Origin of the sequence: Natronobacterium texcoconense, assembly GCF_900104065.1 — an archaeon.
In the GTDB taxonomy this organism is placed as follows: Archaea; Halobacteriota; Halobacteria; order Halobacteriales; family Natrialbaceae; genus Natronobacterium; species Natronobacterium texcoconense.
In genome coordinates this window covers 1,231,875-1,253,361 of record NZ_FNLC01000001.1, presented here as the reverse complement: position 1 = coordinate 1,253,361, position 21,487 = coordinate 1,231,875, and the positions used below count along the sequence as shown (strand labels likewise).

At 64.0% G+C, this 21,487-nt stretch carries 25 protein-coding genes; 11 read left to right on the top strand and 14 right to left on the bottom strand.

Annotated elements, in window-relative coordinates:
- Window positions 1–195: 195 nt before the first annotated feature.
- From BLR35_RS06325 to BLR35_RS06310, 4 genes are all read right to left on the bottom strand, one after another.
- Entirely contained in the window at window positions 196–1,122 is a 927-nt protein-coding gene (locus BLR35_RS06325; RefSeq protein ID WP_090378964.1) for a phosphatase PAP2 family protein, read from the bottom strand.
- A 2-nt stretch (window positions 1,123–1,124) separates the two neighbouring features.
- Window positions 1,125–2,036, bottom strand: coding sequence for a DUF8108 domain-containing protein (locus BLR35_RS06320; protein WP_090378962.1), 912 nt, complete (start codon window positions 2,034–2,036; stop codon window positions 1,125–1,127).
- Window positions 2,037–2,117: 81 nt separating this feature from the next.
- Window positions 2,118–3,464 (bottom strand): Nramp family divalent metal transporter, encoded by a 1,347-nt coding sequence (locus BLR35_RS06315; protein ID WP_090378959.1) that lies wholly within the window; start codon window positions 3,462–3,464, stop codon window positions 2,118–2,120.
- A gap of 209 nt (window positions 3,465–3,673) precedes the next feature.
- Window positions 3,674–4,381 carry an MBL fold metallo-hydrolase gene (locus BLR35_RS06310; protein ID WP_090378957.1) on the bottom strand — a complete coding sequence of 236 codons (708 nt, stop codon included), beginning with the start codon at window positions 4,379–4,381 and terminating at the stop codon, window positions 3,674–3,676.
- Between the two features lie 253 nt (window positions 4,382–4,634).
- Here BLR35_RS06310 and BLR35_RS06305 point away from each other — a divergent pair, with 253 nt between their 5' ends.
- From BLR35_RS06305 to BLR35_RS06295, 3 genes are all read left to right on the top strand, one after another.
- Window positions 4,635–5,609 (top strand): transcription initiation factor IIB, encoded by a 975-nt coding sequence (locus BLR35_RS06305; RefSeq protein WP_090378954.1) that lies wholly within the window; start codon window positions 4,635–4,637, stop codon window positions 5,607–5,609.
- Window positions 5,610–5,727: 118 nt separating this feature from the next.
- A complete protein-coding gene (locus tag BLR35_RS20940; protein ID WP_090378951.1) occupies window positions 5,728–5,907 on the top strand; it encodes a DUF7836 family putative zinc-binding protein in 180 nt (59 codons plus the stop codon).
- A 357-nt stretch (window positions 5,908–6,264) separates the two neighbouring features.
- Window positions 6,265–6,501, top strand: coding sequence for a UPF0058 family protein (locus BLR35_RS06295; protein WP_090379748.1), 237 nt, complete (start codon window positions 6,265–6,267; stop codon window positions 6,499–6,501).
- Between the two features lie 102 nt (window positions 6,502–6,603).
- On the opposite strand, the gene BLR35_RS06290 is transcribed toward BLR35_RS06295, so the two are convergent.
- Window positions 6,604–7,101, bottom strand: a complete 498-nt coding sequence (locus BLR35_RS06290; protein WP_090378949.1) for a DUF555 domain-containing protein — start codon at window positions 7,099–7,101, stop codon at window positions 6,604–6,606.
- A 116-nt stretch (window positions 7,102–7,217) separates the two neighbouring features.
- On the opposite strand from BLR35_RS06290, the gene BLR35_RS06285 reads away from it, so the two are divergent.
- Both BLR35_RS06285 and BLR35_RS06280 read left to right on the top strand, forming a co-directional pair.
- The gene (locus tag BLR35_RS06285) at window positions 7,218–8,117 is read left to right on the top strand and encodes a DNA-3-methyladenine glycosylase family protein (RefSeq protein WP_090378946.1); all 900 of its coding nucleotides are present in this window, start codon (window positions 7,218–7,220) and stop codon (window positions 8,115–8,117) included.
- Window positions 8,118–8,523: 406 nt separating this feature from the next.
- The gene (locus tag BLR35_RS06280) at window positions 8,524–8,847 is read left to right on the top strand and encodes a DUF3784 domain-containing protein (protein WP_090378943.1); all 324 of its coding nucleotides are present in this window, start codon (window positions 8,524–8,526) and stop codon (window positions 8,845–8,847) included.
- A gap of 34 nt (window positions 8,848–8,881) precedes the next feature.
- Here the strand turns inward: BLR35_RS06280 and BLR35_RS06275 are convergent, their stop codons facing one another.
- Together BLR35_RS06275 and BLR35_RS06270 are read right to left on the bottom strand one after the other, a co-directional pair.
- On the bottom strand, window positions 8,882–9,130 hold the full coding sequence (locus tag BLR35_RS06275; protein WP_090378940.1) for a hypothetical protein: 249 nt from the start codon (window positions 9,128–9,130) through the stop codon (window positions 8,882–8,884).
- The gene (locus BLR35_RS06270) at window positions 9,130–10,155 is read right to left on the bottom strand and encodes an MBL fold metallo-hydrolase (RefSeq protein WP_090378937.1); all 1,026 of its coding nucleotides are present in this window, start codon (window positions 10,153–10,155) and stop codon (window positions 9,130–9,132) included. Before BLR35_RS06270 ends, BLR35_RS06275 begins: the two co-directional genes overlap by 1 nt.
- 127 nt (window positions 10,156–10,282) lie before the next feature.
- Between BLR35_RS06270 and BLR35_RS06265 the strand changes: the two genes are divergently transcribed.
- Both BLR35_RS06265 and BLR35_RS06260 read left to right on the top strand, forming a co-directional pair.
- Window positions 10,283–10,561: an acylphosphatase gene (locus BLR35_RS06265; protein ID WP_090379744.1), complete on the top strand. Its 279-nt coding sequence runs from the start codon at window positions 10,283–10,285 to the stop codon at window positions 10,559–10,561.
- 277 nt (window positions 10,562–10,838) lie between these two features.
- Entirely contained in the window at window positions 10,839–11,981 is a 1,143-nt protein-coding gene (locus tag BLR35_RS06260; RefSeq protein WP_090378934.1) for an amidohydrolase family protein, read from the top strand.
- On the opposite strand, the gene BLR35_RS06255 is transcribed toward BLR35_RS06260, so the two are convergent.
- On the bottom strand, window positions 11,978–12,304 hold the full coding sequence (locus BLR35_RS06255; RefSeq protein ID WP_090378931.1) for a hypothetical protein: 327 nt from the start codon (window positions 12,302–12,304) through the stop codon (window positions 11,978–11,980). The two genes, BLR35_RS06260 and BLR35_RS06255, sit on opposite strands and share 4 nt — an antisense overlap.
- Before the next feature lie 53 nt (window positions 12,305–12,357).
- Window positions 12,358–12,879, bottom strand: coding sequence for a hypothetical protein (locus BLR35_RS06250; RefSeq protein ID WP_090378929.1), 522 nt, complete (start codon window positions 12,877–12,879; stop codon window positions 12,358–12,360).
- A 75-nt stretch (window positions 12,880–12,954) separates the two neighbouring features.
- Here BLR35_RS06250 and BLR35_RS06245 point away from each other — a divergent pair, with 75 nt between their 5' ends.
- From BLR35_RS06245 to BLR35_RS06230, 4 genes are all read left to right on the top strand, one after another.
- Window positions 12,955–14,382 carry an NAD(P)H-hydrate dehydratase gene (locus tag BLR35_RS06245; RefSeq protein WP_090378926.1) on the top strand — a complete coding sequence of 476 codons (1,428 nt, stop codon included), beginning with the start codon at window positions 12,955–12,957 and terminating at the stop codon, window positions 14,380–14,382.
- Window positions 14,375–14,872: a cyclic pyranopterin monophosphate synthase MoaC gene (gene moaC / locus BLR35_RS06240; protein ID WP_090379741.1), complete on the top strand. Its 498-nt coding sequence runs from the start codon at window positions 14,375–14,377 to the stop codon at window positions 14,870–14,872. Before BLR35_RS06245 ends, moaC begins: the two co-directional genes overlap by 8 nt.
- 6 nt (window positions 14,873–14,878) lie before the next feature.
- Window positions 14,879–15,901, top strand: coding sequence for an NAD(P)H-dependent flavin oxidoreductase (locus BLR35_RS06235; protein WP_090378923.1), 1,023 nt, complete (start codon window positions 14,879–14,881; stop codon window positions 15,899–15,901).
- Between the two features lie 74 nt (window positions 15,902–15,975).
- Window positions 15,976–16,956, top strand: a complete 981-nt coding sequence (locus BLR35_RS06230; RefSeq protein ID WP_090378922.1) for a DUF7351 domain-containing protein — start codon at window positions 15,976–15,978, stop codon at window positions 16,954–16,956.
- Between the two features lie 6 nt (window positions 16,957–16,962).
- On the opposite strand, the gene BLR35_RS06225 is transcribed toward BLR35_RS06230, so the two are convergent.
- The 5 genes from BLR35_RS06225 to BLR35_RS06205 form a co-directional block, all read right to left on the bottom strand.
- Complete coding sequence (locus BLR35_RS06225) at window positions 16,963–17,694, bottom strand: archaeal proteasome endopeptidase complex subunit alpha (protein WP_090378920.1); 732 nt, start codon at window positions 17,692–17,694, stop codon at window positions 16,963–16,965.
- Window position 17,695: 1 nt separating this feature from the next.
- Entirely contained in the window at window positions 17,696–18,436 is a 741-nt protein-coding gene (locus BLR35_RS06220; RefSeq protein ID WP_090378917.1) for an Ntn hydrolase family protein, read from the bottom strand.
- A 116-nt stretch (window positions 18,437–18,552) separates the two neighbouring features.
- Window positions 18,553–19,296, bottom strand: a complete 744-nt coding sequence (locus tag BLR35_RS06215) for a beta-ketoacyl-ACP reductase (protein WP_090378914.1) — start codon at window positions 19,294–19,296, stop codon at window positions 18,553–18,555.
- A gap of 173 nt (window positions 19,297–19,469) precedes the next feature.
- Window positions 19,470–20,909 (bottom strand): class III poly(R)-hydroxyalkanoic acid synthase subunit PhaC, encoded by a 1,440-nt coding sequence (phaC, locus tag BLR35_RS06210; RefSeq protein WP_090378911.1) that lies wholly within the window; start codon window positions 20,907–20,909, stop codon window positions 19,470–19,472.
- Window positions 20,906–21,454 carry a poly(R)-hydroxyalkanoic acid synthase subunit PhaE gene (locus BLR35_RS06205; RefSeq protein WP_090378907.1) on the bottom strand — a complete coding sequence of 183 codons (549 nt, stop codon included), beginning with the start codon at window positions 21,452–21,454 and terminating at the stop codon, window positions 20,906–20,908. The genes phaC and BLR35_RS06205 overlap by 4 nt, the downstream gene beginning before the upstream one ends.
- Window positions 21,455–21,487: the final 33 nt, after the last annotated feature.

Here is a 21,487-nt window from a genome sequence, read left to right as displayed (position 1 = left end):
GGTCTGGGAGATGATTTCCGGAACGTCTCAGCGAGATGGGCGTCCTATAGACGTCCTCGAGCCGAGGTTCCGGTAGATTGCACCCGAGCGACTCAGTGAGATGGGCGTCCTATAGACGTCCTCGAGCCGAGGTTCCGGTAGATTGCACCCGAGCGACTCAGTGAGATGGGCGTCCTGTAGCGACGAGTTTTCTATCTATTCGCGTTCTCGAGGCGGCACCTGTCCGGGATCGACTGTCCGGCCCGCAAATGGGAGTGTCTCCTGTAGCCGCTCGACGACGGGTCGGTCGTCGAGCGTCGCTGCGATTTCCGGGAGCAGTACCGCGAACCCGACGACGGCGGCGTAGCCCACGACGTCACCGATCCAGTGAGGGTTCCAGTCGACGGTGATCAGACGGACGGCGACCAGAATCGGAACGACGACTGCCCCGAGGACGAGCAGCGACGCGCCACGCGGCGTCGTCGAGCGATCGCGTGCGTACGTCCACGCGAGCGCCGCTCCGATCGCTGCGCCGGTCGTGAGCGTCGTGTAGTGAGTCGACCCGAACGCAAAGGAGAGGACGGCGATCGCGCCGGCGAGGACGAACGTGTAACCAGGGTCGGGATCGGCGTAGTAGACGAGGGCTACGATTGCGATTCCCAGGATCATCCCGGCCAGTACATCACCGAGGAAGTGAGCCCCGATGACGACTCTCGACAGCGAGACGAGGACGATGATCGTCCCCGCGAGGAGGTATCGCACTCGTTTCGTCCACAGTTCCGCGTAAACCGCGATCGCGCCGTACACCGTCGCCGACCCCAGCGCGTGTCCGCTCGGGAAACTGTAGGGGCTGAAGACGGCGTGTGTAAAGGTGACGTCGGGTCGCGGTGCGGCGATGGCCCCCTTCAGTCCGGCCGAGACGGAGAATCCCAGCAGCCCGATCCCGATGACGAGCGCGCGCGTGCGTCGACTCGAGGCCGCGCCGAACCAGTACATCGTCGCCAGCAGTACGAGTAGCGTCGCACCGTCACCGAGGTGCGTGACTGTCTCGAAGAACGGGATCGCGGGATCCGGCAGTGCCGCTCGAACTGCTTCGTTGGTCGATTCGTCGAACAGGAGGGTTTCGAGGGTCGTTCGTCCCATCGTCAGTCGAGTCGCGTCGCGTCGGCGGTCGTCTCCGTGGATTCGGGTTCCGGGTCCGCCTGCCGCGGTTCGCTCGAGGACGCGGCCGTCGGCGGTTCCGTGACCTCCGCGTTCGCACACCGGCTACAGTAGTAGTTCCGGCCTTCGGAGCCCGTTAGCGGAACCCCGAGAAGACAGAATTCTGCGCGGTAGATTCGCTCGATCCCTCGCCCGACCGGTTCCGAACACGCGGTACAGGGTCGTTCGTAGTCGACGACGGACCGTTCCTCGACCGATCGCGTTCGCCCGTTGGTCAGGAGGGAGTGTCGCCGGGCCAGGCGGCTCGAGACCGACGGTAGTGATGCCATCCCGAGGAAGACGAATCCAGCGGCGAGGACGTACAGGAGCGGAGACAGCCCGGATGTGGCGACTGCGACGCCGATCGCTGCGAGGACGGCAGCCGTGAGCCAACAGGCGACAGCAGTCACACGGTGAAGCAGGTGACTGCTCGAGGCGGACTGTTCCGCGTCGTCGGCTCCGTACGGCTCCGAGCGGAGAACCATCCGATCGGCGTCTTCGACGTACTTGTAGACGCCGTAGAGGGCGTTTCCGAGTCCCATCGTCCACCAGATCGTCAGTAGCGCGACCACCAGGTGTTCGTCCGTCGAGCCGAACGTCCGCCTGATCATCACGGCGTGATCGCCGAAGTCGTGCTCGAGTTCCCAGCCGTCGCGGACTGCCGCGGCGATCCGGGACTCGAGGCGGTTCCGGCTGGCCGAGTCGACGGTGGTCGACGCCGACCGATCGGCGGTCGCCCGGTCGATCCGATCGCCACAGGACGGACAGTAGTTCATCGACGACTCGAGAGCCGTTCCGCAGTTCGAACAGTAGGTATCGGCTCGGCGCTCGTGTCGGTTCCGCCGCTGGCTGCCCATAGACGAATCGTCGGCGACGACGACACTAACTCTTGCGAGCAGTCGAAAAAGTGGACTCTCACCGGTCGAGATGGGTCGACGCTACAGATAGCCGAATTCGTGTGCTGCGCCCATGACGCCGAACAGGATCACAAGCACCAGGCTGACGCCGTAGTAGGCGATCCACGTGCGGGAGGGCTGGAAGGGTTCGGGGAGGTGTTCCCTGACGACGTACCAGTTCGCGGGATAGAACAGGATTTCGGTGATCGCGAGCAGCGCCGAGATCCAGATCAGGAACGTGACGGGAACGGTGCCGACCGTCAGCACGACGCCACAGCTGACCGCGACGATGCCCACGACGACGAGTTTTCGGATAGATTCGCTGTCCAAGTCCTCGCGCTCGAGTGCCATCGGGAGGACGTCGCCGACCGCGCGGGACGCGCCGTCGAGCAGCGTGATAACTGTCGAGTACAGCGCGGCGAAGGCACCGACGATCATCGCGTAGTAGGACCACTCGCCGAAGGAGGCGCTCAGGATGTCTCCGATCGCGACCGCGAGGTTCGCGTCCTCGGGCGGGTTGGGGTAGAGGACGTTCGCCGACAGGATCACCATCGCGACGATGAGCACGAAGCTGAAGGCGTAGCCGATGTTGAAGTCCCGGCGGCCCGTCCGGATCCAGGCACGGATGTAGTCGTGATGTTTCTCGTTTTCGGGGTCGAGCCCTCGTTCCCGGAGTTCGCCGGCGCCCTCGCCTTTGGCCATACTCCAGCTGCCGATGAGGACGCTCGTGCTGAATCCCGTCGGGGCGAACCCTGCGGCAGCGGCGAACAGACCGACGAACAGCGGCCCGGTGAGGTCCGGCGCAGTGAACGTGGTGGCGACGACGACCTCACCCGACGGCGGGCCGGCGAGGACGCCCATCAGGACGAGGGCGCCGAGTGCGATCGTAAACCCCATCAGGATCTTCTCGAGGAGACTGTACCGCGTGAAGAGTACGAGCACACCCGCGAGACCGACGAAGGTGACGAACGCCTGTGCGAACGAAAGCGGCGTCAGCGCCTCGACGAACGCCGCGGTGCTCATTCCGACGGCGGCCGTAATTCCGGTGTAGGCGATCGTAAATACTGCCACGGTGAACCACTGCATCCAGTTTTTGGGGCCGGGGAGGTCGCCGTAGGCCTCGACGGGGTTCCCGCCGACGCCGTAGTTGTAGCGGATGCCGAGTTCCCAGCCGCCGTACTTCGCGAGGTAGATGACCGCGAACACCCAGACAGCGAAGAGTCCGAAGGTGCCACCGAGCGTCGGCGCGAGAACGATGTGGCTCCCACCGATGCTGATCAGCGCCCAGAGCATCGACGGCCCGAAGTGGTTCTTGAAGAAGCCCGCCCATTCCGAGGACGGATAGGTGAGGTCGGTCCCTTCCGACGTCTCAGTGGACACGCCGATCACCGCCTTTTGTGCTCGCGCAGGTGGAATCGGTTCCGGTAGTCGCTGGCGGCAATACGCCCCATGTTAGCTCCCAACAATTTGAACAGTTGTCTGCACTCCCCATGAGTTCTATGCAGTAATTTGCGAGTCGTTACTTATAATCGCGGATTTGTCTCTGATTGTACAGACATATACATCGACTCGGTTCGGCGAATTGCGTCCCTGAGCGATCAGGAACTGTCGAGAACGACCGGCACGCCTCGAGTGGCGACGTCGACGACGAACGCTTCTTCGTCGACCTCGATTTCGGGAAACGTATCGTAGTGAACCGGCAGGACGAGGCCGGGTTCGATCCGCTCGGCGAGCGACGCTGCGTCGTGGCGGTCCATCGTGAACGTCCCGCCGATCGGCGGCAAGAACAGATCGACGTCCATCTCCTCGTGGAAGGGGAGGACGTCCGTATCGCCGGGCCAGAACGCAGAGACGCCGTCGACCGTGACGCCGAAGCCACACCCTTCTCCCTGAGGGTGGTGTGGTGTCCCGTCCTCGTCGGTGTGCGGGCCCGCAGGATCGTTGTACGCGGGCGTCGTGAACAGATCCAGCGGTCCGAGGACGAACGACTCGTCGGCACGGACGCGTTCGACCTCGTAGGGGAGTTCCTCTGGCGATTCGTCCGTGTGGTCGATCGTTTCGACGTCGATCGACTCGTGGACGACGACGATCGCATCCTCGTGGGCGACTCGCCGGATCGACTCCGGATCGTAGTGGTGGTCGTGCGAGACGAGTATCAGGTCACCGTCGCGGGGGTCGTACCCATCCAGGAAGCCGTACGTTTCCGGCCCAGGATCGACGTAGATGACCGCGCCGGTCTCGCCCTCGAGTCGGACGGTCGCGAGTCCGAACCAGTCGACGGTTACTGCGCCGAAGCGGACGCTCATGCTCGGCCGTTCGACGGACGGGACCGAAAAGCGTTCGACTCGTGCTGGACGGGGACGAGTCGGTCCCGTCCCCGACCCAATCCAACACGATTAATAAACATATAACCGGAACATATATAACAGTGTTGCCGGTTAGTTTATAAACAAGGCAAAACACTTATATGCGTTACGGCCTTACTCTATGTTAGCCGAGGCGACCGGGTTTCTTCTGGTTTCCCCACCCGGGAGCCCCGAGTAACCAACCCTATACACCATGACCAACATTCGAACCTATACCAACGAGCGAGAGGCGGAGGAGGAACGCACGGAGCGAGAGCGTGCCGACGAACAGGAACACTGCCCGGAGTGTGGCGGTCGACTCGTATCGGACGCAGAGCACGCAGAGACCGTCTGCAACGATTGTGGCCTCGTCGTCGAAGAAGACGAGATCGACCGCGGCCCCGAGTGGCGAGCGTTCGACGCCGCCGAGAAAGACCAGAAGAGCCGCGTCGGTGCCCCGACGACCAACATGATGCACGACCAGGGGCTCTCGACCAACATCGGCTGGCAGGACAAAGACGCCTACGGAAAGGCCCTCTCGAGTCGCCAGCGCCAGAAGATGCAGCGCCTTCGCACCTGGAACGAGCGGTTCCGCACCCGTGACAGCAAGGAGCGCAACCTCAAGCAGGCACTGGGCGAAATCGACCGGATGGCCTCGGCGCTCGGCCTGCCCGAGAACGTCCGCGAGACCGCAAGCGTGATTTACCGCCGCGCACTCGAGGAGGACCTCCTGCCGGGACGATCGATCGAAGGCGTCGCTACGGCGTCGCTGTACGCTGCGGCTCGACAGGCCGGCACGCCCCGCAGTCTCGACGAAATTTCGGCGGTCAGCCGCGTCGAGAAGATGGAACTGACCCGAACCTACCGGTACGTCATCCGGGAACTCGGCCTCGAGGTACAGCCGGCCGATCCCGAGAGCTACGTCCCACGGTTCGTCAGCGACCTCGACCTTCCCGACGAGACCGAGCGAATGGCCCGCGAACTGCTCGAGTCGGCACGACAGGAGGGCGTCCACAGCGGCAAGTCGCCGGTCGGCCTCGCGGCTGCCGGCGTCTACGCTGCGGCCCTGCTGACCAACGAGAAGGTCACCCAGAACGAGGTCAGCGAAGTCGCGAACATCTCCGAGGTCACGATCCGCAACCGGTACAAGGAACTCCTCGAGGCATCGGACACGGCGACCCCGGCATAGACGCCGATTACGACGGGTGGTTACTGTCGGCGTCCCTGTAACGCCGGGTTGTTAGTGGCGTTCGTCACGGCAGATGAGCGCGACAAGGTTTTTCATCCCTGGTGTGTACTAGCATAACATGGATGAAACGACAGTTCAATTGTTGTGTCCCGAATGTGCGAAAGACTGGCAAGTCTCCCCGGGCGAACTTCCGGAATCTACTGCCACGTTTCACTGTCCCAACTGTCACGCCTCTCGTCGGACCGCCGAATTCATGCGGACCGACCGCGATCTCCAGACGCTGAAACAACTCGGCTAACGCTCGTAGTCTCTTTTGTCACTTGGACAATATTTTGACGGAATTACGCCGGTAACGACGGTCTACTCCCGGCTTTGACTCGAGTAACTCCGGCATACTCGCCGACTGTCCCAGATTCGCTGGAACCATCCCTGAACGTACGTTCTAGACCTACCACTGCCGGAGACACTCCCTCGATAAGGAGTATATTACGAGTGCGTTCGAACGCTATAGTCGCGTTCGTTCGTTCGTTTCAACCGGCTAGAGACAGTCTTCGATCCATTCGCGAAAACGACAGTCTCGGCCACCTATGCGACATGCATGGTAACGCGACTCAAGATAATAATATAACCCTGCAGTGGATAGAAGAGCATGGTTATGAAGAAACAGGAGCTCATTCACCTTCACGGTCTTCTCGCTGAAGTATCCAACCAGTGCGCGGAATGGGACAACTGTGAGATTGACCTGGAGGAGTACGAATCGCTCGGTATTCGACCAACATCGATCCACAAATCGAAAACCGACCACAAGACCGCTGTCTTTGCGCTTGCCGGCGGAATCACGGCCAATATGCGTGAAGACGAACAGGAAGCAGTCGCCGCTACCGCTGACTAAGAATCTCGACGCATCCTACGGTAACCAATATACCCATCAGTGGCGAGACTGTTCCAGGGGTAACGCCGACAAAACGCGCGAAAACGTTAGTGTTGACTCACTCTACTCGACCAGATCCTCGAACTCGGGAAGGACCTCGTCGTCTGACTCCGTCTCAGTCTCAGTCTCTGTCTCCGGTTCGGACGACTCGAGTTCGTCCGTTTCGTCGACGTTCGTTTCGGATTCGTCGTCGGAGTCGTCTTCTGTTTCGTCGTCGATCTCTTCCTCGTCGACGACCTCGATGGACTGTACCTCCAGCGGAATGTTCTCGAGCCGTTGACCGATCTCTTTGCGTGCGATACGCGAGGCGTGTTCCTCGCGTTCGACGTTGAAGACGGTCATCTCGAGTTCGAGAGCGACGAGCGCTTCGTCGGCCGCGATGAACGCGGGTGGGAGTTCCTCCCCGGACGGTGACGTGCGCTCGCCCATGTTGATCTCGACGTAGTTCAGGTCAGGGTTCAGCATCTCGCCCGTCTTCGAGATGGCGATACGGATCGCCTCGTCTTCCGTCTCAACGTCGAACACCGGCACTGCGGCTTCGACGACAACCCTGCAGTTCATACCTAGACATTCTATCGCCTACAGTATCAAGGTTCGCCTCCCGGACCCCCTGGGAGCGCGAACGTCTTCGGTCACCTTCGAAAGGTCCAAGCCCACGCCCTCGAAGCATTCGACGAATGGAAACCGGCACGATCCCGGTTGCGGACCTCTCCGGCGGCCTGGACCTGTATCGAACCCTCGAGAGCGGACAGACGTACCTCTGGCGACGCGAAGACGGCGACATGTACACCGGCGAGCGACCCGACGACGCCTGGTACTACACCGTCGTCGACACCTCGAGCGGCCCCGAACAGGACGTGATCCGCGCGCGGACGCGAGACGGCTACCTCGAGTGGGAGGCGACGACCGACGCCGAGGCGACCGTACGCCGACTCCTGCGACTGGACGACGACCTCGAGTCTATCGTCGCGGCCGCGCCCGACGATCCGTTGTTACGGGATGCCTACGAAGCTCACCGTGGGATGCGGCTGATCGAGGATCCGCCGTTTGGCTGTCTGATCTCGTTTATCTGCTCGGCCCAGATGCGCGTGAGCCGCATCCACTCGATGGTGTCGACGCTCGCTCGCGAGTACGGTAATCCGCTCGAATTCGACGGCCGCACCTACTACGCCTTTCCGACGCCGGACCAGCTCGCGGCCGCGACTGAGGCGGAACTCCGCGAGTTAGGCCTCGGCTACCGTGCCCCCTACGTCGTCCGGACGGCCGAGATGGTCGCCGACGGCGAAGCCCACCCCGACGAGGCTCGAGACCTCGCCTACGAGGAGGCCCGCGACTACCTCTGTCAGTTCGTCGGCGTCGGCGACAAGGTCGCGGACTGTGTCCTCCTCTTCTCGTTAGGGTTCGACCAGGCCGTCCCGCTGGACACCTGGATCAGGTCGGCCATCGAAGACTACTATCCGGACTGTGACTGTGGCTCCTACGCGGCGACGTCGCGGGCGATCCGCGAACGGTTCGGCGGCGAGTACGCGGGCTACGCCCAGACGTACGTCTTCCACGAACTCAGAACGAACGGCTGACGGCTCGAGACGAGTACAGCGAGGAAAGTGAACTGCAAAATACCGGTGGTGACCGCGGTCGGCATCGGTGTGGTGGTTGCTTACAACCAGTGGCAGGAGGACTCTCACGGTGATCGAGAGTTGATTGCCGCTCCCCCAACCCCCCTGCCAGATCAACCGACGGCCTATACCTGCCTAAACGTACTGGCTTACAGGTCAGTCTCCGATTCTGGCCTGTCACTTTCAGTTGTCGTGTATCGTTCGGCAGGGGTGATGGACGAGAAAGACAGCCATCGAGGTCTATCTCCGACTACAATCCGCTCGTGGTCGGAACTTCAACTCCGGATATCTGCGAACTGGCGAGTGACCGCTCGAGTCCCCGTCACTCGCCGAAACTAATTTGCCGAATTACTGTCTCTATATTGGCATGAGCGTCGGCACATCGGTCACGCTTCTCGCCGCAGCGACGTTCGTCGGAACGCTCGGTGCCCTGATCAAGTACGCCGGGATGACGTCGTTGATCGCAGGATACGATCCGGACCGCGTGACCGACGAAGAAGGGCTGGCCGATTTCGTCGGGATGAACGCACTCTACGTCGCTGGACTCACACTCGCCGTAGCGATCGTCGAGTACGCCGACCCGTTCGGCGGAACCGGAAGCGACGTCGTCTGGCTCGTGTTCGTCGTCGGTGTTTTCGCGCTGGCGATTCGCATGATCGCTGGCGCTCGACGGTACGAGGACGGCAGGTAACTATACGCGCCCACGTCCACACTCCCGTTGACGGTCACTCCCGGTAGTCCGAACGACCCGTCAGCGCCCAGTAGGTCTGTGAGACGATCGTAATCGCGAATACGAGTGCAAGTACGACGACGACAGCGAGCGCCACCGTCCGCCCGAGGAGGTAGTACGCGAGTCCCCCGGCGAGCAGGACGAACAGGATCGATCCGACGGCCAACTCGAGCAACTCTTTCAGGGTCGCACGACTCGTCGAGACGTCCACGAACTCCTCCTCGAGTCGGTCCAGAATGCCCATCAGCAAAACTCCTCGAGCGTTCGCTGATCGCGTTTCAGCGGCCGTGCCCGGTAGCCGTGTTCGGTTGCGAGCCCGTCCGCGAACTCCTCGGCGAAGCCGTGGTGGGTGTAGACGGTTCCGGGATCGATCGCTTGCACCGTCTCGAGCAGTTCGTCGTAGTCGCAGTGATCGGTCAGCGGGAAGGTCGCGTCGTAACCGCCCCGGTACAGGAAGGAGTCGTCGACGGCCCACCCCGAGAAGCCTGCCTTCAGCGCGTCTTCGCGGTCGACCGCCGTCTCGATCCAGTCGGATCGTGCCTGGTTCGATGGGAGGACGACGATTTCGTCGGTCAGGCCCCGTAGCGAGTCGTACGGTTCCCCCGGAAACGCGAGGTCCGTCGCCGTCTCGATAGCTCGGTTGACTGCATCGATCGACTCCGAGACGAGAATCTCCCGGTCGCCGCCCTGCTCGCGGATCGCTTCGCGGGCGAGCCACTGGAGTTTCTGGGCTCGGCCCAGCGAGTAGCCGAACAGAAAGAGCGGTCGGTCGTCGTTGTCGGCCAGCCAGTCGCGAATCTCGGCCTCGAGATCCGCCTGCTCGGGAAACCGGTACTCGGGTCGGCCGTAGGTCGTCTCCATCACGAGGATGTCGATATCGCCCTCGAGGACTTCGGGATCGAACCCCTCGAGGTAACAGCGGTCTCGAGTCGAGAAGTCACCGGTGTAGCAGAACCGGCGTCGGCTCCCGTCCCCGTGCTCGGCGTCGATGATCGCCGCTCGAGAGCCGACGACGTGTCCCGCAGGGACGAGTTCGACTCCCGGCACAGCGTCGACGAACTCGAAGCCGTTCCCGGTGCGAGCCTCCGCGATGGCTGCCGTTTCGGGCGAGCAGACGACCGTCTCCGGCGCGGCACGGAAGGTGTGGTCGGCGTGGGCGTGGCTGACGACGTTGATCGTGCCGACCGCGCTTCGTGCATCGGCGACGATCCGCCCGCGCTCGCCGCAGTCGAAGTGGATCCCGTCACGGTGGCGTACGGCTCCGGTCACTGGCGGCGATATGGACTCGAGGCACGTCCCGTTGTCGCTCGCTCCCGATCTCGATCCTGTATTCGTCGCCGGTGGTGCCCGCCCGCGACGGACGGGATTTTTGACAGTCGCGGTCGACGACTCGACCATGTCCGACCGCACTCGCGCACACGTCTTCGTTTCGGGGACAGTACAGGGCGTCTACTACCGCGCGAACACTCGCGATACGGCCCGCGAGAAGGGCGTCGACGGCTGGGTGAAGAACCTGGCCGACGGCCGCGTCGAGGCGATCTTCGAAGGGGCCGAAGACGTCGTCGAGGAGATGATCGAGTGGTGTCACACGGGCAGTCCCGCAGCCGAGGTCGAAGACGTCGTGGTCGAGTACGAGGAGCCACGGGGCGAGGACGGGTTCGAGATCCAGTACTGAGTCATCGCGGAGGGGCAGTTTTTCAGTCGCTTCACGAACTGCAATCGGTCTGTTCGTTTGCTGGGACAGGTTCACAGGTCGAGATCAGGGCCCTCGAGTAGAGCGGCCGAAGTCGTCGGCTATGGGCTTCCACGACACCATACCGCGTTCGTACCCGATCGCTACGAACCGGGGGAGTGGCCTATCCGCTCGCAACTAGTTCCTTCGTAACCGAGCGAGAGGGTAGCTACGGTCTACGCACACCAGCATTATAGACGGTCGTGTACAACCGCGGCGCATGACCCGGTTCGCTTCCCCGTCGGGCGATTCTTCCTCCTGTAGCGACGAGTCGGACGACTCAAACGCCGACGACACACGTTCGAGAGCAGTCACGACGCGACGCCGATATCTCGGCATAGCTGCAGGCGGGCTCTTCGCGACCGGTGCCGGCTGTACGACCGATCGGCTCGACGAGTCGACACCGGCGTCCGAAACACCGGAACCGAGCGCCGCGCCGCCGGACGATCCCGAGACGGACGAGAGCGATTCGGAGACGGAAGAAGAGGACACGGAGACGGAGGAAGACGACCAGGATCCGCTCGCCGACCTCCCGCTGTTCGACGCACACACTCACGTCGTTCCAATGGCGACTCGCGGTCACGACCCTCTCTCTGCCGACGAACTCGTCGACTGGATGGATGCCTACGGCGTCGATCGGGCTGTCGTCCTCGCGTTCGATTCCCCCGAGGCGTACCCGGTCCAGGCACCGAGCTGGTGGGTCCTCGAGGAGGCCGCGTCCTACCCCGAGCGACTCGTTCCCTTCTGTACGATCGATCCCCGAACGCTGGTGTACGGCGAGGACACCGCCGAGGATCTGCTCGAGGGCTACATCGACCGCGGCGCACGCGGGTTCGGCGAACTGAAAGTCGGCATGCCGATCGACGACGAGCGCCTCGGGCCGATCTACGAACGCTGTGCGGAGTACGAGTTGCCGATCCTCTTTCACACCGACCGCCAGTCGCTGCCGGACGAGATCGGGCTTCCACGACTCGAGAGCGTGCTGGCCTCGTACCCGGAAGTCGACTTCGTCGCTCACGCTCACGGCTGGTGGGCACACATGGGTGCGGACGTGGAACGGGCGGACCTCGGAAGCATCCCGGAAGGACCGATCGAGTCTCGTGGCCGGATCTGGGAGTTACTCGCGGAGTACGACAACATTTATGGCGACATCTCCACGCGATCCGGCTGGAACGCGCTCGTCCGCGACGAGACACTGGGACAGGAACTGCTCGAGACCCACCACGATCAGATCGTCTTCGGGACTGACTACCTCTATCCCGGTCAGGCCGTCCCGCAGTTCGGCCTGTTCGATCGGTTCGACCTCGACAGGGAGGCGTGGGCGAACGTTCGGCATCGTAACATCGAGCGCCTGCTTCGCTAGCGCGGGCTGAATCGGCTGGTACGGTTGTCGTCTCCGCGGTCGTCGCCGCGACCGTCGGTATCGTTGCCAGTGTCGTCGGACCGATCGCTCTCGGTTTCGTCGTCGTAGACGTCGACGTGGTGGACCGCGCTCGGCGAGAGCAGCCGGTTCCCCTCGAGTTCGAGCCAGCCGTTCGCGTGGACGACGATCGGCCCTTCGTAGAGGACCTCTTCCGAGTTCGCGTCGGCGTAGATAACGACGTTCTGGTACGCGCGGGTGAGGGGGTCCAGGTCGTCCGCGTCCAGTTCGCCTTCGAAGATCGAACCTCGAGAGATGGGGGACATCGCCCGAAAATGACAGCGGAAGCAGTATAAACGTACCGCGTCTCGCGGGGCCGTCACTCGAGATCAGGGTCGACGCACGACTCCGACGTGTCCCGATACTCGGCGAGCCACGGCGGTTCTGCGGTGTAGTTCCACTCGGCCCAGGCCGCCTTTTCGCCGGCGTAGTAGGCACGGTAGGCGGCCACGGGATCGCCAGGCCGTTTGTACTCGTCGGGCATCGCCTGCGGGCGCGGCGTCGGCTCTGCGGTCGGGAACGTGATTGCGTCTGACTCGATCCGGTCGATTACCCGCCAACTCGCGTGATCCGCGTCCTTGTCGTAGCGTTCGACGAACTCGGCGTTGAGCGCCTCGGCGTGCTCGCGCAGTCGGAGCCAGTTGGCTCGCGACTCGACGGCCCAGCGGGTGACCGGGTGGCCGACGTGGGTCGCGGCGTAGAGGAACTCGGCGTCGTAGCCGTTCTCGCGGGCTGCCGTACAGAGGACCTGTGCGGCCTCGAGAAGCATCTTGTTGACGTGCTGATCGCAGTGATAGCGGGCGGCGAGCCGAGGCTCTTCGTCGAGCCAGAAGACGTTCACGCAATCTCTAGCAGTTCGTAGGCCATGAGCGTGTCGTCCGCAATCTTGAACGGTCGGCCTGTCGAACGCTCACGTATGATCACAGGCAGGCGAATGGCCGCCGTCGACGAGAACGCCGCGGCACTCGGCGTGCCGCGCAAGCAGCTCATGGAGTCGAGCGGGAACGCCGTCGCCCGCGCGGTCAGGGAAGTCGCCGACCCGGGCTCGAGCGTGGCGATCGTTGCGGGTCGCGGAAACAACGGTGGGGACGCGTTCGTTGCCGCTCGCTTCTTGGACGAGTACGACGTCACCACTCTCCTGCTCGGCCGCGCCGAGAATATCGGCACCGAGATCGCCCGCGAGAACTGGGAGGCACTCGAGCGGGCGGACTACGACACGCGAGAGATCCGAGACTCGAGCGGGTTCGACCTCCCCGACGCGGACGTGATCGTCGACGCGATGCTGGGAACGGGGATCAGCGGCGACCTGCGTGAACCCGTGGCGACCGCAGCCGAAGCGATCGACGCGGCTGATGCGACCGTCGTGGCGGTCGACGTCCCCACCGGGTTCGACGCGGACGGGAACGACCACGCCGAAAACCGGGTCGAGGCCGACCGCGTCGTGACGTTTCACGACACCAAGCCCGGCCTCGCGGATCTCGAGTCCGAGGTGACCGTCGCAGACATCGGTATCCCCGCCGCCGCAGAGCGGTTCGTTGGCCCCGGCGATATCTCCCTCGCGCGGCCGGACGACCGCGACGGGCGACCGTACGTCATCGGCGGTGGCCCCTACACAGGGGCACCAGCCCTCGCCGCCCAGTCCGCACTTCGTGCTGGCGCGGAACTCTCTTTCGTCGCAGCGCCCGAGACGGTCGCCGGCGAGATCCAGGGCTACGCCGAGGACCTCATCGTCCAGCCCTACGAAGAGGATATTCTCACGCCAGAACGAGCCGACGACCTGCTCGAGACCGCCCAGGAGTACGACAACCCCGTGGTGCTCGGGCCAGGTCTGGGAACCGCAGAGGAGACGCTCGAGGCCGCACGCCAATTTCTCGAGTCCTACGACGGCCGGGCCGTTGTCGACGCCGACGCGCTCGCAGTCGTTCCCGAGGTCGAGACCGACGCGACGCTGGTCTGTACGCCCAACCGGGCCGAACTCGCGCGGATGGGCGGCCCCGAAGCGAACGACCTTCGAGCGGTCGCCGGCGAGATCGAATCCTTCGCGGCCGACCTCGGCCACGTCGTCCTCGCGAAGGGTGCCGACGACGTGATCACCGACGGCGAACGGACCCGAATCAGCCGCTCGGGAACCGTCGGCATGAAAGTCGGCGGCACCGGCGACACCCTCGCCGGCATCGTCGCTGCCCTGCTCGAGTACGCGGAACCGCTGGACGCTGCCGTGGCCGCCGCCCACGTCAACGGACTCGTCGGCGAACGCCTCGCCGAGCGCGACGAACACGGCTTCCTCGCATCGGAGCTACTCGCTGAGATTCCCGCGGTACTGTGGGGTGGTTCCGATGTCTGAGGACGCAGACGCCGAAGACCTCACCCACACCACCGACGAGGGCGACGTCCAGATGGTCGACGTCGGGGACAAGCCGGATACGAACCGGCGTGCGGTCGCGGCCGGAGAAATCCGACTCCAGCCGTCGACGATCGAAGCGATTCGTGACGACCAGGTCGGGAAAGGCGACGTGCTCGCGACCGCCCGCATTGGTGCGATCCAGGCCGTGAAACACACCTGGGAGACGATCCCGATGTGCCACCAGATCCCGATCACGAACGTCGACACCGACTTCGACCTCCGCGAGGACCGGATCGAGTGCGAGGTCGCCGTCGAGACCACTGGAAAAACGGGCTGCGAGATGGAGGCCCTCGAGGGCGTCACTACGGGTCTGAACGTCGTCTGGGACATGGTCAAGGCCGTCGAGAAAGACAACGAGGGTCAGTATCCCGAGACGGGGATCGAGAGCGTACGCGTACTCGAGAAGGAGAAACGCCCCGAACAGGAGTAAGCGACGATGTCGTTACAGACCCGACTGTGTGAGACGATCGGGATCGAAGCCCCGATCGTACAGGCTCCGATCGGGAGCGCGACCTGTCCGGAACTCGCCGCAGCCGTCTCGAACGCCGGAGGACTGGGCCACCTCGCGGTGACCTGGCGCGACCGGGCGGAGACCGAGCGAGTGATCCGGGAGACGCGGGAGCGAACCGACGCACCGTTTGCGGTCAACCTCGTCCTCGACGAGCGAACGACGGTCGTCGAAACCGACGCCCACCTCGAGACGGTACTCTCGGCGGGCGTCGACGCGGTCTCGTTCTCGTTCGGCGACGCGACCGACTACGTCGATCGGGTCCACGAGTCGGACGCGATCGCGATGCAAACGGTCGGCAGCGCCGACGCTGCTCGAAAGGCTGTCGACGCTGGCGTCGACGTCGTCGTCACGCAGGGACTCGAGGCCGGGGGACACGTCCAGAGCGAGGTGACGACGACGGCACTCGTTCCTCGCGTCGCGGACGCCGTCGAAGACGCGGTCCCGATCGTCGCGGCGGGCGGGATCGCGGACGGACGCGGAATCGCCGCCGCGCTCGCGCTCGGCGCGGACGGCGCGTGGCTGGGGACGCGGTTCGTCGCGACCGAGGAAGCGAACGTCCACGGCGTCTACCGGGAACGACTTCGAGAGAGCGACGAAACCGACACCGACCTCACGTCGCTGTTCGACAAAGGGTGGCCCGGGATGCCCCATCGGGTACTGCGAAACGAAACGCTCGAACGATGGGAGCAGGCGGGCGAGCCTGAACCGGGCGATCGGCCGGGCGAAACCGACCGCGTCGCGACCGCGGAATCGGGCGATCCGATCGAACGATACGCCGAAGCGCTCGCGACGCCCGACGTCGACGGTGATATCGACTCGATGGCGCTGTTCGCCGGACAGAGCATCGGGCTGACGGACGACGTTCGCCCTGCGGGAGAACTCGTCGCCGGCCTCGTCGAGGAGACCTGCGAGCGGATCGACGAGCTTTCACGATCGTCGGCTCAGTAGCGATCACACCCGGATTCCCGTCCGCTCGTTGTCGGTTGAGCAACGTTCTTCCCCGTCCGTGCCAAGGTGTGACTATGGATTCCGAACAGGTCGACGATCCGTCGAGAAACAGCCAGGGGCCGAACTCGAGCGCGTCGACTGTCTCACCGACCACGGAGACGGCACGGACGGAACGCGTGTCGGAGCCAAGCGACGCGTTCCAGGCGCTCGGCAACGAGATCCGCATGGGAATCCTGGATACGATGCTCGAGCGAACCGATGGCGACGGTCCCTCCCGAGTCTCCTTCTCGACGCTGTTCGATGAATCGGACGTCGACACCTCCGCCGGGTTCGCCTACCACCTCGAGCAACTCGTCGGACTGTATCTCCACCACCACGACGATGGCTACGAGTTAACCTACGCCGGCGAGCGGATCGCCAGGGCCATCGCGACCGGGACGTACACGCACCGCGTCGATCGTCCGTCGGTCGAACTCGAGGATCCCTGTCCGTTCTGTGACCGACGGGAACTCGAGGCGCGGTCGAGCGACAACGTCGTGACGATCGCCTGTGGTGACTGCGACCGGTCGCTGTTACGTCTCGGCTTTCCGCCCGCTGGCGTCGAGTCTCACGGCGATGAGTTTCCAGCGGCGTTCGATCGCCACCACCGCCACCGACTCGCGCTCGCTGCCGACGGCGTCTGTCCGGACTGCAGCGGCGACGTCTCCGGCCGACTCGTGACGCCGAGTGCAGACGTCGCGGACGAACTCCCGGCGGAGTACGACGACCACGTCCAGGCGGAGTTCTCGTGTCACTGCTGTGGGATCGAACTGCGGTGTCCGGTGACCCTCGCCGTTCTCGATCATCCGGCTGTTGTCTCCTTCTACCACGAACACGGCGAAGACCTCGGAGACCGACCGATCTGGAACGTCGGCCACGAGTGGGCCGAGACGGTCCTCTCGGAGGAGCCACTCGCCGTTCGCGTCGTCACCGAACTCGAGGAGGACGTGCTCGCGCTCTACGTCGACGAACACGTATCCGTCGTCGACGTCCAGCGATCGACGGACGACGGATGACGGTCGCTACGAGCCGACGGTCGCGAGTACGTCCGCGACGCGATTCTCGGACAGCGTCTCGATACCGTCGGCGGTAATCGTTCGAACCTCGAGCCCCGTGGACTCGAGGTCGTCGTCGGCCGTCGCATCGAGCCCCTCGAGCGCGGTTTCGACCGCCCGCTGACGACCACCTGTGTCATCGGCCGCCGCCCCGAAGACTGATCTGACGTCGCTTGCACCGTCGCCGATCGCGGTCGCGGTCCAGCCGTAGGGCGTCCCGCTCGGATCGACCTCGAACAGCCGCGGTCGATTTGCGTCGCCGGTTGCGTCGATGCCACCGACCAGTAGGGCCGCCCCGTACGGTCGCGAGCCGCCGTTCTGCGTCCGTTCCTGTACGTGGTCCGCGAGCCGTTTCGCCAGCCGTTCGACGCCGATCGGCTCACCATACCGCAGCCGATGATGCTGGCTCGTGCGGCGGGCGACGTCGACCAGCTGTCTGGCATCGGCCGCGTGTCCCGCGGACGCAACTGCGAGGCCGTCGTCGACGGCGTGAATCTTCTCGACCGACGCCGACTCGAGCAGGGGTGACCGAAGTCGTTTCCGCGCTGCGAGAACGACGCCGTCGTCGGCGACGACACCAACGCTCGGTGCACCCCGTTCGACGGCTTCCCGTGCGTACTCGACCTGGTAGAGTCGGCCGTCCGGAGAGAAGATCGTACTTCCGCGGTCGTAGGCCTGCTGGCGGGCGCTCGAGTCCATCTCAGGCCACCTCCTCGCCCGTTGCGGCGACCGCCGCTTCCGGGGTGTCGAACGTCTCGAGGTCGACGCCGTCATCTGTCACTGTCGCGAGGGTCGCGCCGTCGCCGCTCGCGGTATCCCGTTCGGTCGCGCTGTGGACGGCGGTGGCGGCGACCCGTCGGAGCGTCGACAGCGAGAGGTCGGTCTCGTAGGCGTCCTCGAGGATGCCGTAGGCCAGTTGCATCCCGCTCCCGCTTGCCGCGTACTCGGCGCGCATGACGCCGCCACCGGGACCGATCCGGTACAGTGCCGGTTCGTCGTCGATACCTCCGAGCACGAGGTCGAGCGCCCGGTACGAGCCTTGCCTGATCAGGTCGCCTGCGACGGTCGCTACCGTCTCGACCGATGCGGGACTCTCGTGGCGCAGTTCGTACAGGCGCAACTCGGATCGCAGTTGTCGGACGAACGACTGTGCCTCGCCGACGCTCCCGGAGAACGTAAGCGCCGTCCGTTCGGTGACCGGTTCGATCTTTCGGGCCTGCTTGCTGGCCACGAACCGACCACCCAGGCTCGCTCGTCTGTCGGCGGCGAGGACGACGCCGTCCGTTCCGACGACGCCGACCGTCGTCGTGCCAGTCTCGACGATGCTACTCGAGTCGTCCGCCGTCCCTCCCTGGACGGGAACCGGGAGTCTCTCGGGCGCGGGAGCGATCGACTCGGACTCGCGTCCGGCGAGGGAGCGATCGTGAACTGTCTGTCGCATACTCCGTACGAGTAGCTCCGACGGATTAGATGTTAGCTAAAATATATTTTAGCGGCGGGGGCGTACGAACCCGACTCGGCGCTGCTGCAGATTGAACAAACGACGAAGTGGCTCGCCTAGAGGTCCATCCCGCCGTTGACGTCGATCACCTCACCCGTCACGTACGACGACTTCTCACTCGCGAGGAACTGGACGACTGCCGCGATGTCTTCGACTTCCGCCAGTCGCTCGAGCGGGATACCCGCGACGATCCGGTCTAAGACCTCGTCGGGAACGCTCTCGACCATGTCCGTCCGCGTGAAGCCGGGTGCGACGCAGTTCGCGGTCGATCCACCCTGGGCGAACTCGAGCGCGATCGTCCGGGTGAATCCGAACATGCCGCTTTTGGCGGCGGCGTAGTTCGCCTGGCCGAAGTTACCCTGTTTACCGACCACGCTCGAGATGTTGATCAGCCGACCTTCCTCGGCGTTCCAGATGTCGTCGTAGAACGCCTGGGTGCAGTTGAACATCCCGCCGAGGTTGACGTCCATCACGCGGTCCCACTCCTCGCGGCTCATCTCGGTGAACTGCTTGTCGGCCGTGATTCCCGCGTTGTTCACGAGGACGTCCGCCGGACCGAACGCCTCGTGACAGACCTCACGCATGTGCTCGACGTCCTCGCGGTTCGAGACGTCGGCCTGTGCCGCGACTGCGCTTCCGCCGGCAGTCTCGACGGCGTCGACCGCTTCGTGAGCGGCTTCCGCCGAAGACCGATAGTTGATGACTACGTTCGCACCCTCGCTGCCGAGGTGTTCGGCTATCCCCCGACCGATGCCACGTGCGGAACCAGTGATGACGCAGGTACGTCCCTCCATAGACATGTCCGCCGGCACGTTCTACGTCCGCTGGTATATAATGCTATGTGTTAGATATTGACACTGTTGTGGTCGTGCAGAAATACGCCTCGAGAACGCCGTTCTGCCCCAGTGGAGAGAACAGTAAAAGAGAGATATCGGTGAGAGACCTGTCGGTGCGGGTCGCTCCACCGACGTCGCTACTGGTCGCCAGCCTGTTCGATCCAGCTCTCGATCCGAGATGGCGAGATTCCCGTTTCGGCGGCGAGTTCCGCTGAGTCGGCCGCCGCGAGCTCGTCGAACGTCTCGATACCGGCCGCCGAGAGGTCCTCGGCGTAGGCCTGCCCGACGCCGTTCAGGTCGGTGAGGTCGTCGGTCTCGGCTTCGATGGCGGACTCGCCGCCACCGTTTGTGACCTCCTCGTCGACCCTACCGCTCCCCTCGAGGTCCTCGGGGCCAGTCTCGTCGCCCGAGACGTCCTCCGCGAGCGCAGCGTCGGGTTCCTGGCTGTCGGTCTCGGCACCGACCTCGAGGTCGGCGTCCTCGTCTTCCTCGAGCACCGACCGTTCCGCGAACCACTCACAGACGTCGGGCCAGAGTTCGGCGTGGCTCCGCGAGGAGACGGACATTCCGATGTGACCCGTCGCGAACTCCATGATCTCGGTGTCGTCGGACGGGATCTCTTCGGTGAACGGCTTCGACGCCTCCGGCGGGATGAGGTGGTCGTACTCCGCGACGATCTGGAGGACGGGCATCTCGATGTTCTCGATGTCGACGTGCTTGCCGTCCAGGTACAGTTCGTTGTCGACCAGCTTGTTGTCCTGATAGACGTCGCTGATGAACTGCTCGTAGGTCGCGCCGGCGACGTCGATCCCTTCGTCGAGCCAGCGTTCCATCCGGGCGAAGTTCTCGACGAAGTCCTCGTCCTCGACGTTGTCGTAGAACCGGACGTACTTCGTCACGTTGTTCGCCACGGGGTCCATCAGCGCGAAGCCGACGTCCAAGAACTCCGCGGGGACGTTGTCGAAGGTGTCGGTCACTTTCTCGGGGTCGTAGTACTCCTCTGCACCCCAGAGTTCGAGGACGCCGCCGTCGCCAGCGAAACAGAGGCCGGCGGCCATCAGGCCGAGGTTCCGGACTTTCTCGGGGTAGAGGGCGGCATACATGGCCGACTTCGTGCCGCCCATGCAGTATCCAAGGACGTTGATCGCGTCCAGACCGGACCGCTCACGGACGACGTCGACGCAGTTGTCGATGTAGCGATTGACGTAGTCGTCGAGCGTCAGCGACCGATCGAGTTTGGACGGCTCGCCCCAGTCGATCATGTAGACGTCGAAGCCGGACTCGAGCAGCGTCTGGACGACCGACCGATCGGGCTGGAGATCGAGGATGTACGGCTTGTTGATCAGCGCGTAGACGACGAGGATGGGGACGTCGTGCTGTTCCTCGGTCTGGGGTTCGTAGTGGAGCAGTCGGAGCTTGTTCTCCTCGTAGACGACCTCGCTCGGCGTCTGGCCGACGTCGGCGTTCTCGACGGTCTCGGTTCGCTCGGGTGCGACCTGGGACTTCCCGGCGAGGTCGGCCGTCGCTTCCCAGGCCTGTCGTTGCAGGTCCAGTGCGGTTGCGTAGGGGTTTCTCATTGCTCGTCTTCGAGGTGGTCGAGGACGCGGTCGAGTTTCTGCTCGACGTCGTGCTGGCGCCGCTCGAGTTCGACGAGGCGGTCACCGACCTCGACGATGTCTTCTTCGGTTGCGAAGCCGAGCGATCGGAGCGTCTCCTGGGAGGCTTCGTCGGCCTGCTGCTGGAGTTCGAGCACGTCGCCGACGGTCTCGCCGGTCATCTTCGCGAACGCGGTCGTCGACATCACGTCTTTGAACGCCTCGTTTGCCGTGTTGAGCCAGATGTCGCGGAACTCCTCCATCTCGACGTCCTCACCCTCGAGGACGTCGTTCATCCGCTCGACCATCTGCTCGGAGGCGTTCATCCACGTCTCGTAGGCCTTCGCGTACCCTTCGACGCCGTCGGAGATCTCCTCGTCCTCGCTGACCTCGCTGACCGTCTCGGACCAGCTCTCGACGAACTGGGCCTGTGCTTCCATGTTGTCCTCGAGGGCCTCGAGGAACTGTTCGTTCCACTGTTCGACGAACGCGTTCCAGTTCTGGTTCTGGGGCTGTGAGTCTGACATTGGTTAAAATTGAACGGGGTTCGTAAAAAGTCC

Excerpts from the sequence above, each read along its gene's own strand:
- BLR35_RS06310 (WP_090378957.1), bottom strand. The coding sequence starts at position 4,381 with ATGAGCGTCCGCTTCGGCGCAGTAACCGTCGACTGGTTCGGACTCGCG.
- BLR35_RS06230 (WP_090378922.1), top strand. The coding sequence starts at position 15,976 with ATGGATTCCGAACAGGTCGACGATCCGTCGAGAAACAGCCAGGGGCCG.
- phaC (WP_090378911.1), bottom strand. The coding sequence starts at position 20,909 with ATGAGAAACCCCTACGCAACCGCACTGGACCTGCAACGACAGGCCTGG.
- BLR35_RS06305 (WP_090378954.1), top strand. The coding sequence starts at position 4,635 with ATGACCAACATTCGAACCTATACCAACGAGCGAGAGGCGGAGGAGGAA.
- BLR35_RS06265 (WP_090379744.1), top strand. The coding sequence starts at position 10,283 with ATGTCCGACCGCACTCGCGCACACGTCTTCGTTTCGGGGACAGTACAG.
- BLR35_RS06255 (WP_090378931.1), bottom strand. The coding sequence starts at position 12,304 with ATGTCCCCCATCTCTCGAGGTTCGATCTTCGAAGGCGAACTGGACGCG.
- BLR35_RS06295 (WP_090379748.1), top strand. The coding sequence starts at position 6,265 with ATGAAGAAACAGGAGCTCATTCACCTTCACGGTCTTCTCGCTGAAGTA.
- BLR35_RS06290 (WP_090378949.1), bottom strand. The coding sequence starts at position 7,101 with ATGAACTGCAGGGTTGTCGTCGAAGCCGCAGTGCCGGTGTTCGACGTT.
- BLR35_RS06320 (WP_090378962.1), bottom strand. The coding sequence starts at position 2,036 with ATGGGCAGCCAGCGGCGGAACCGACACGAGCGCCGAGCCGATACCTAC.
- BLR35_RS06225 (WP_090378920.1), bottom strand. The coding sequence starts at position 17,694 with ATGGACTCGAGCGCCCGCCAGCAGGCCTACGACCGCGGAAGTACGATC.
- BLR35_RS06215 (WP_090378914.1), bottom strand. The coding sequence starts at position 19,296 with ATGTCTATGGAGGGACGTACCTGCGTCATCACTGGTTCCGCACGTGGC.
- BLR35_RS06220 (WP_090378917.1), bottom strand. The coding sequence starts at position 18,436 with ATGCGACAGACAGTTCACGATCGCTCCCTCGCCGGACGCGAGTCCGAG.
- BLR35_RS06325 (WP_090378964.1), bottom strand. The coding sequence starts at position 1,122 with ATGGGACGAACGACCCTCGAAACCCTCCTGTTCGACGAATCGACCAAC.
- moaC (WP_090379741.1), top strand. The coding sequence starts at position 14,375 with ATGTCTGAGGACGCAGACGCCGAAGACCTCACCCACACCACCGACGAG.
- BLR35_RS06260 (WP_090378934.1), top strand. The coding sequence starts at position 10,839 with ATGACCCGGTTCGCTTCCCCGTCGGGCGATTCTTCCTCCTGTAGCGAC.
- BLR35_RS06245 (WP_090378926.1), top strand. The coding sequence starts at position 12,955 with ATGATCACAGGCAGGCGAATGGCCGCCGTCGACGAGAACGCCGCGGCA.
- BLR35_RS06235 (WP_090378923.1), top strand. The coding sequence starts at position 14,879 with ATGTCGTTACAGACCCGACTGTGTGAGACGATCGGGATCGAAGCCCCG.
- BLR35_RS06280 (WP_090378943.1), top strand. The coding sequence starts at position 8,524 with ATGAGCGTCGGCACATCGGTCACGCTTCTCGCCGCAGCGACGTTCGTC.
- BLR35_RS20940 (WP_090378951.1), top strand. The coding sequence starts at position 5,728 with ATGGATGAAACGACAGTTCAATTGTTGTGTCCCGAATGTGCGAAAGAC.
- BLR35_RS06285 (WP_090378946.1), top strand. The coding sequence starts at position 7,218 with ATGGAAACCGGCACGATCCCGGTTGCGGACCTCTCCGGCGGCCTGGAC.
- BLR35_RS06205 (WP_090378907.1), bottom strand. The coding sequence starts at position 21,454 with ATGTCAGACTCACAGCCCCAGAACCAGAACTGGAACGCGTTCGTCGAA.
- BLR35_RS06275 (WP_090378940.1), bottom strand. The coding sequence starts at position 9,130 with ATGGGCATTCTGGACCGACTCGAGGAGGAGTTCGTGGACGTCTCGACG.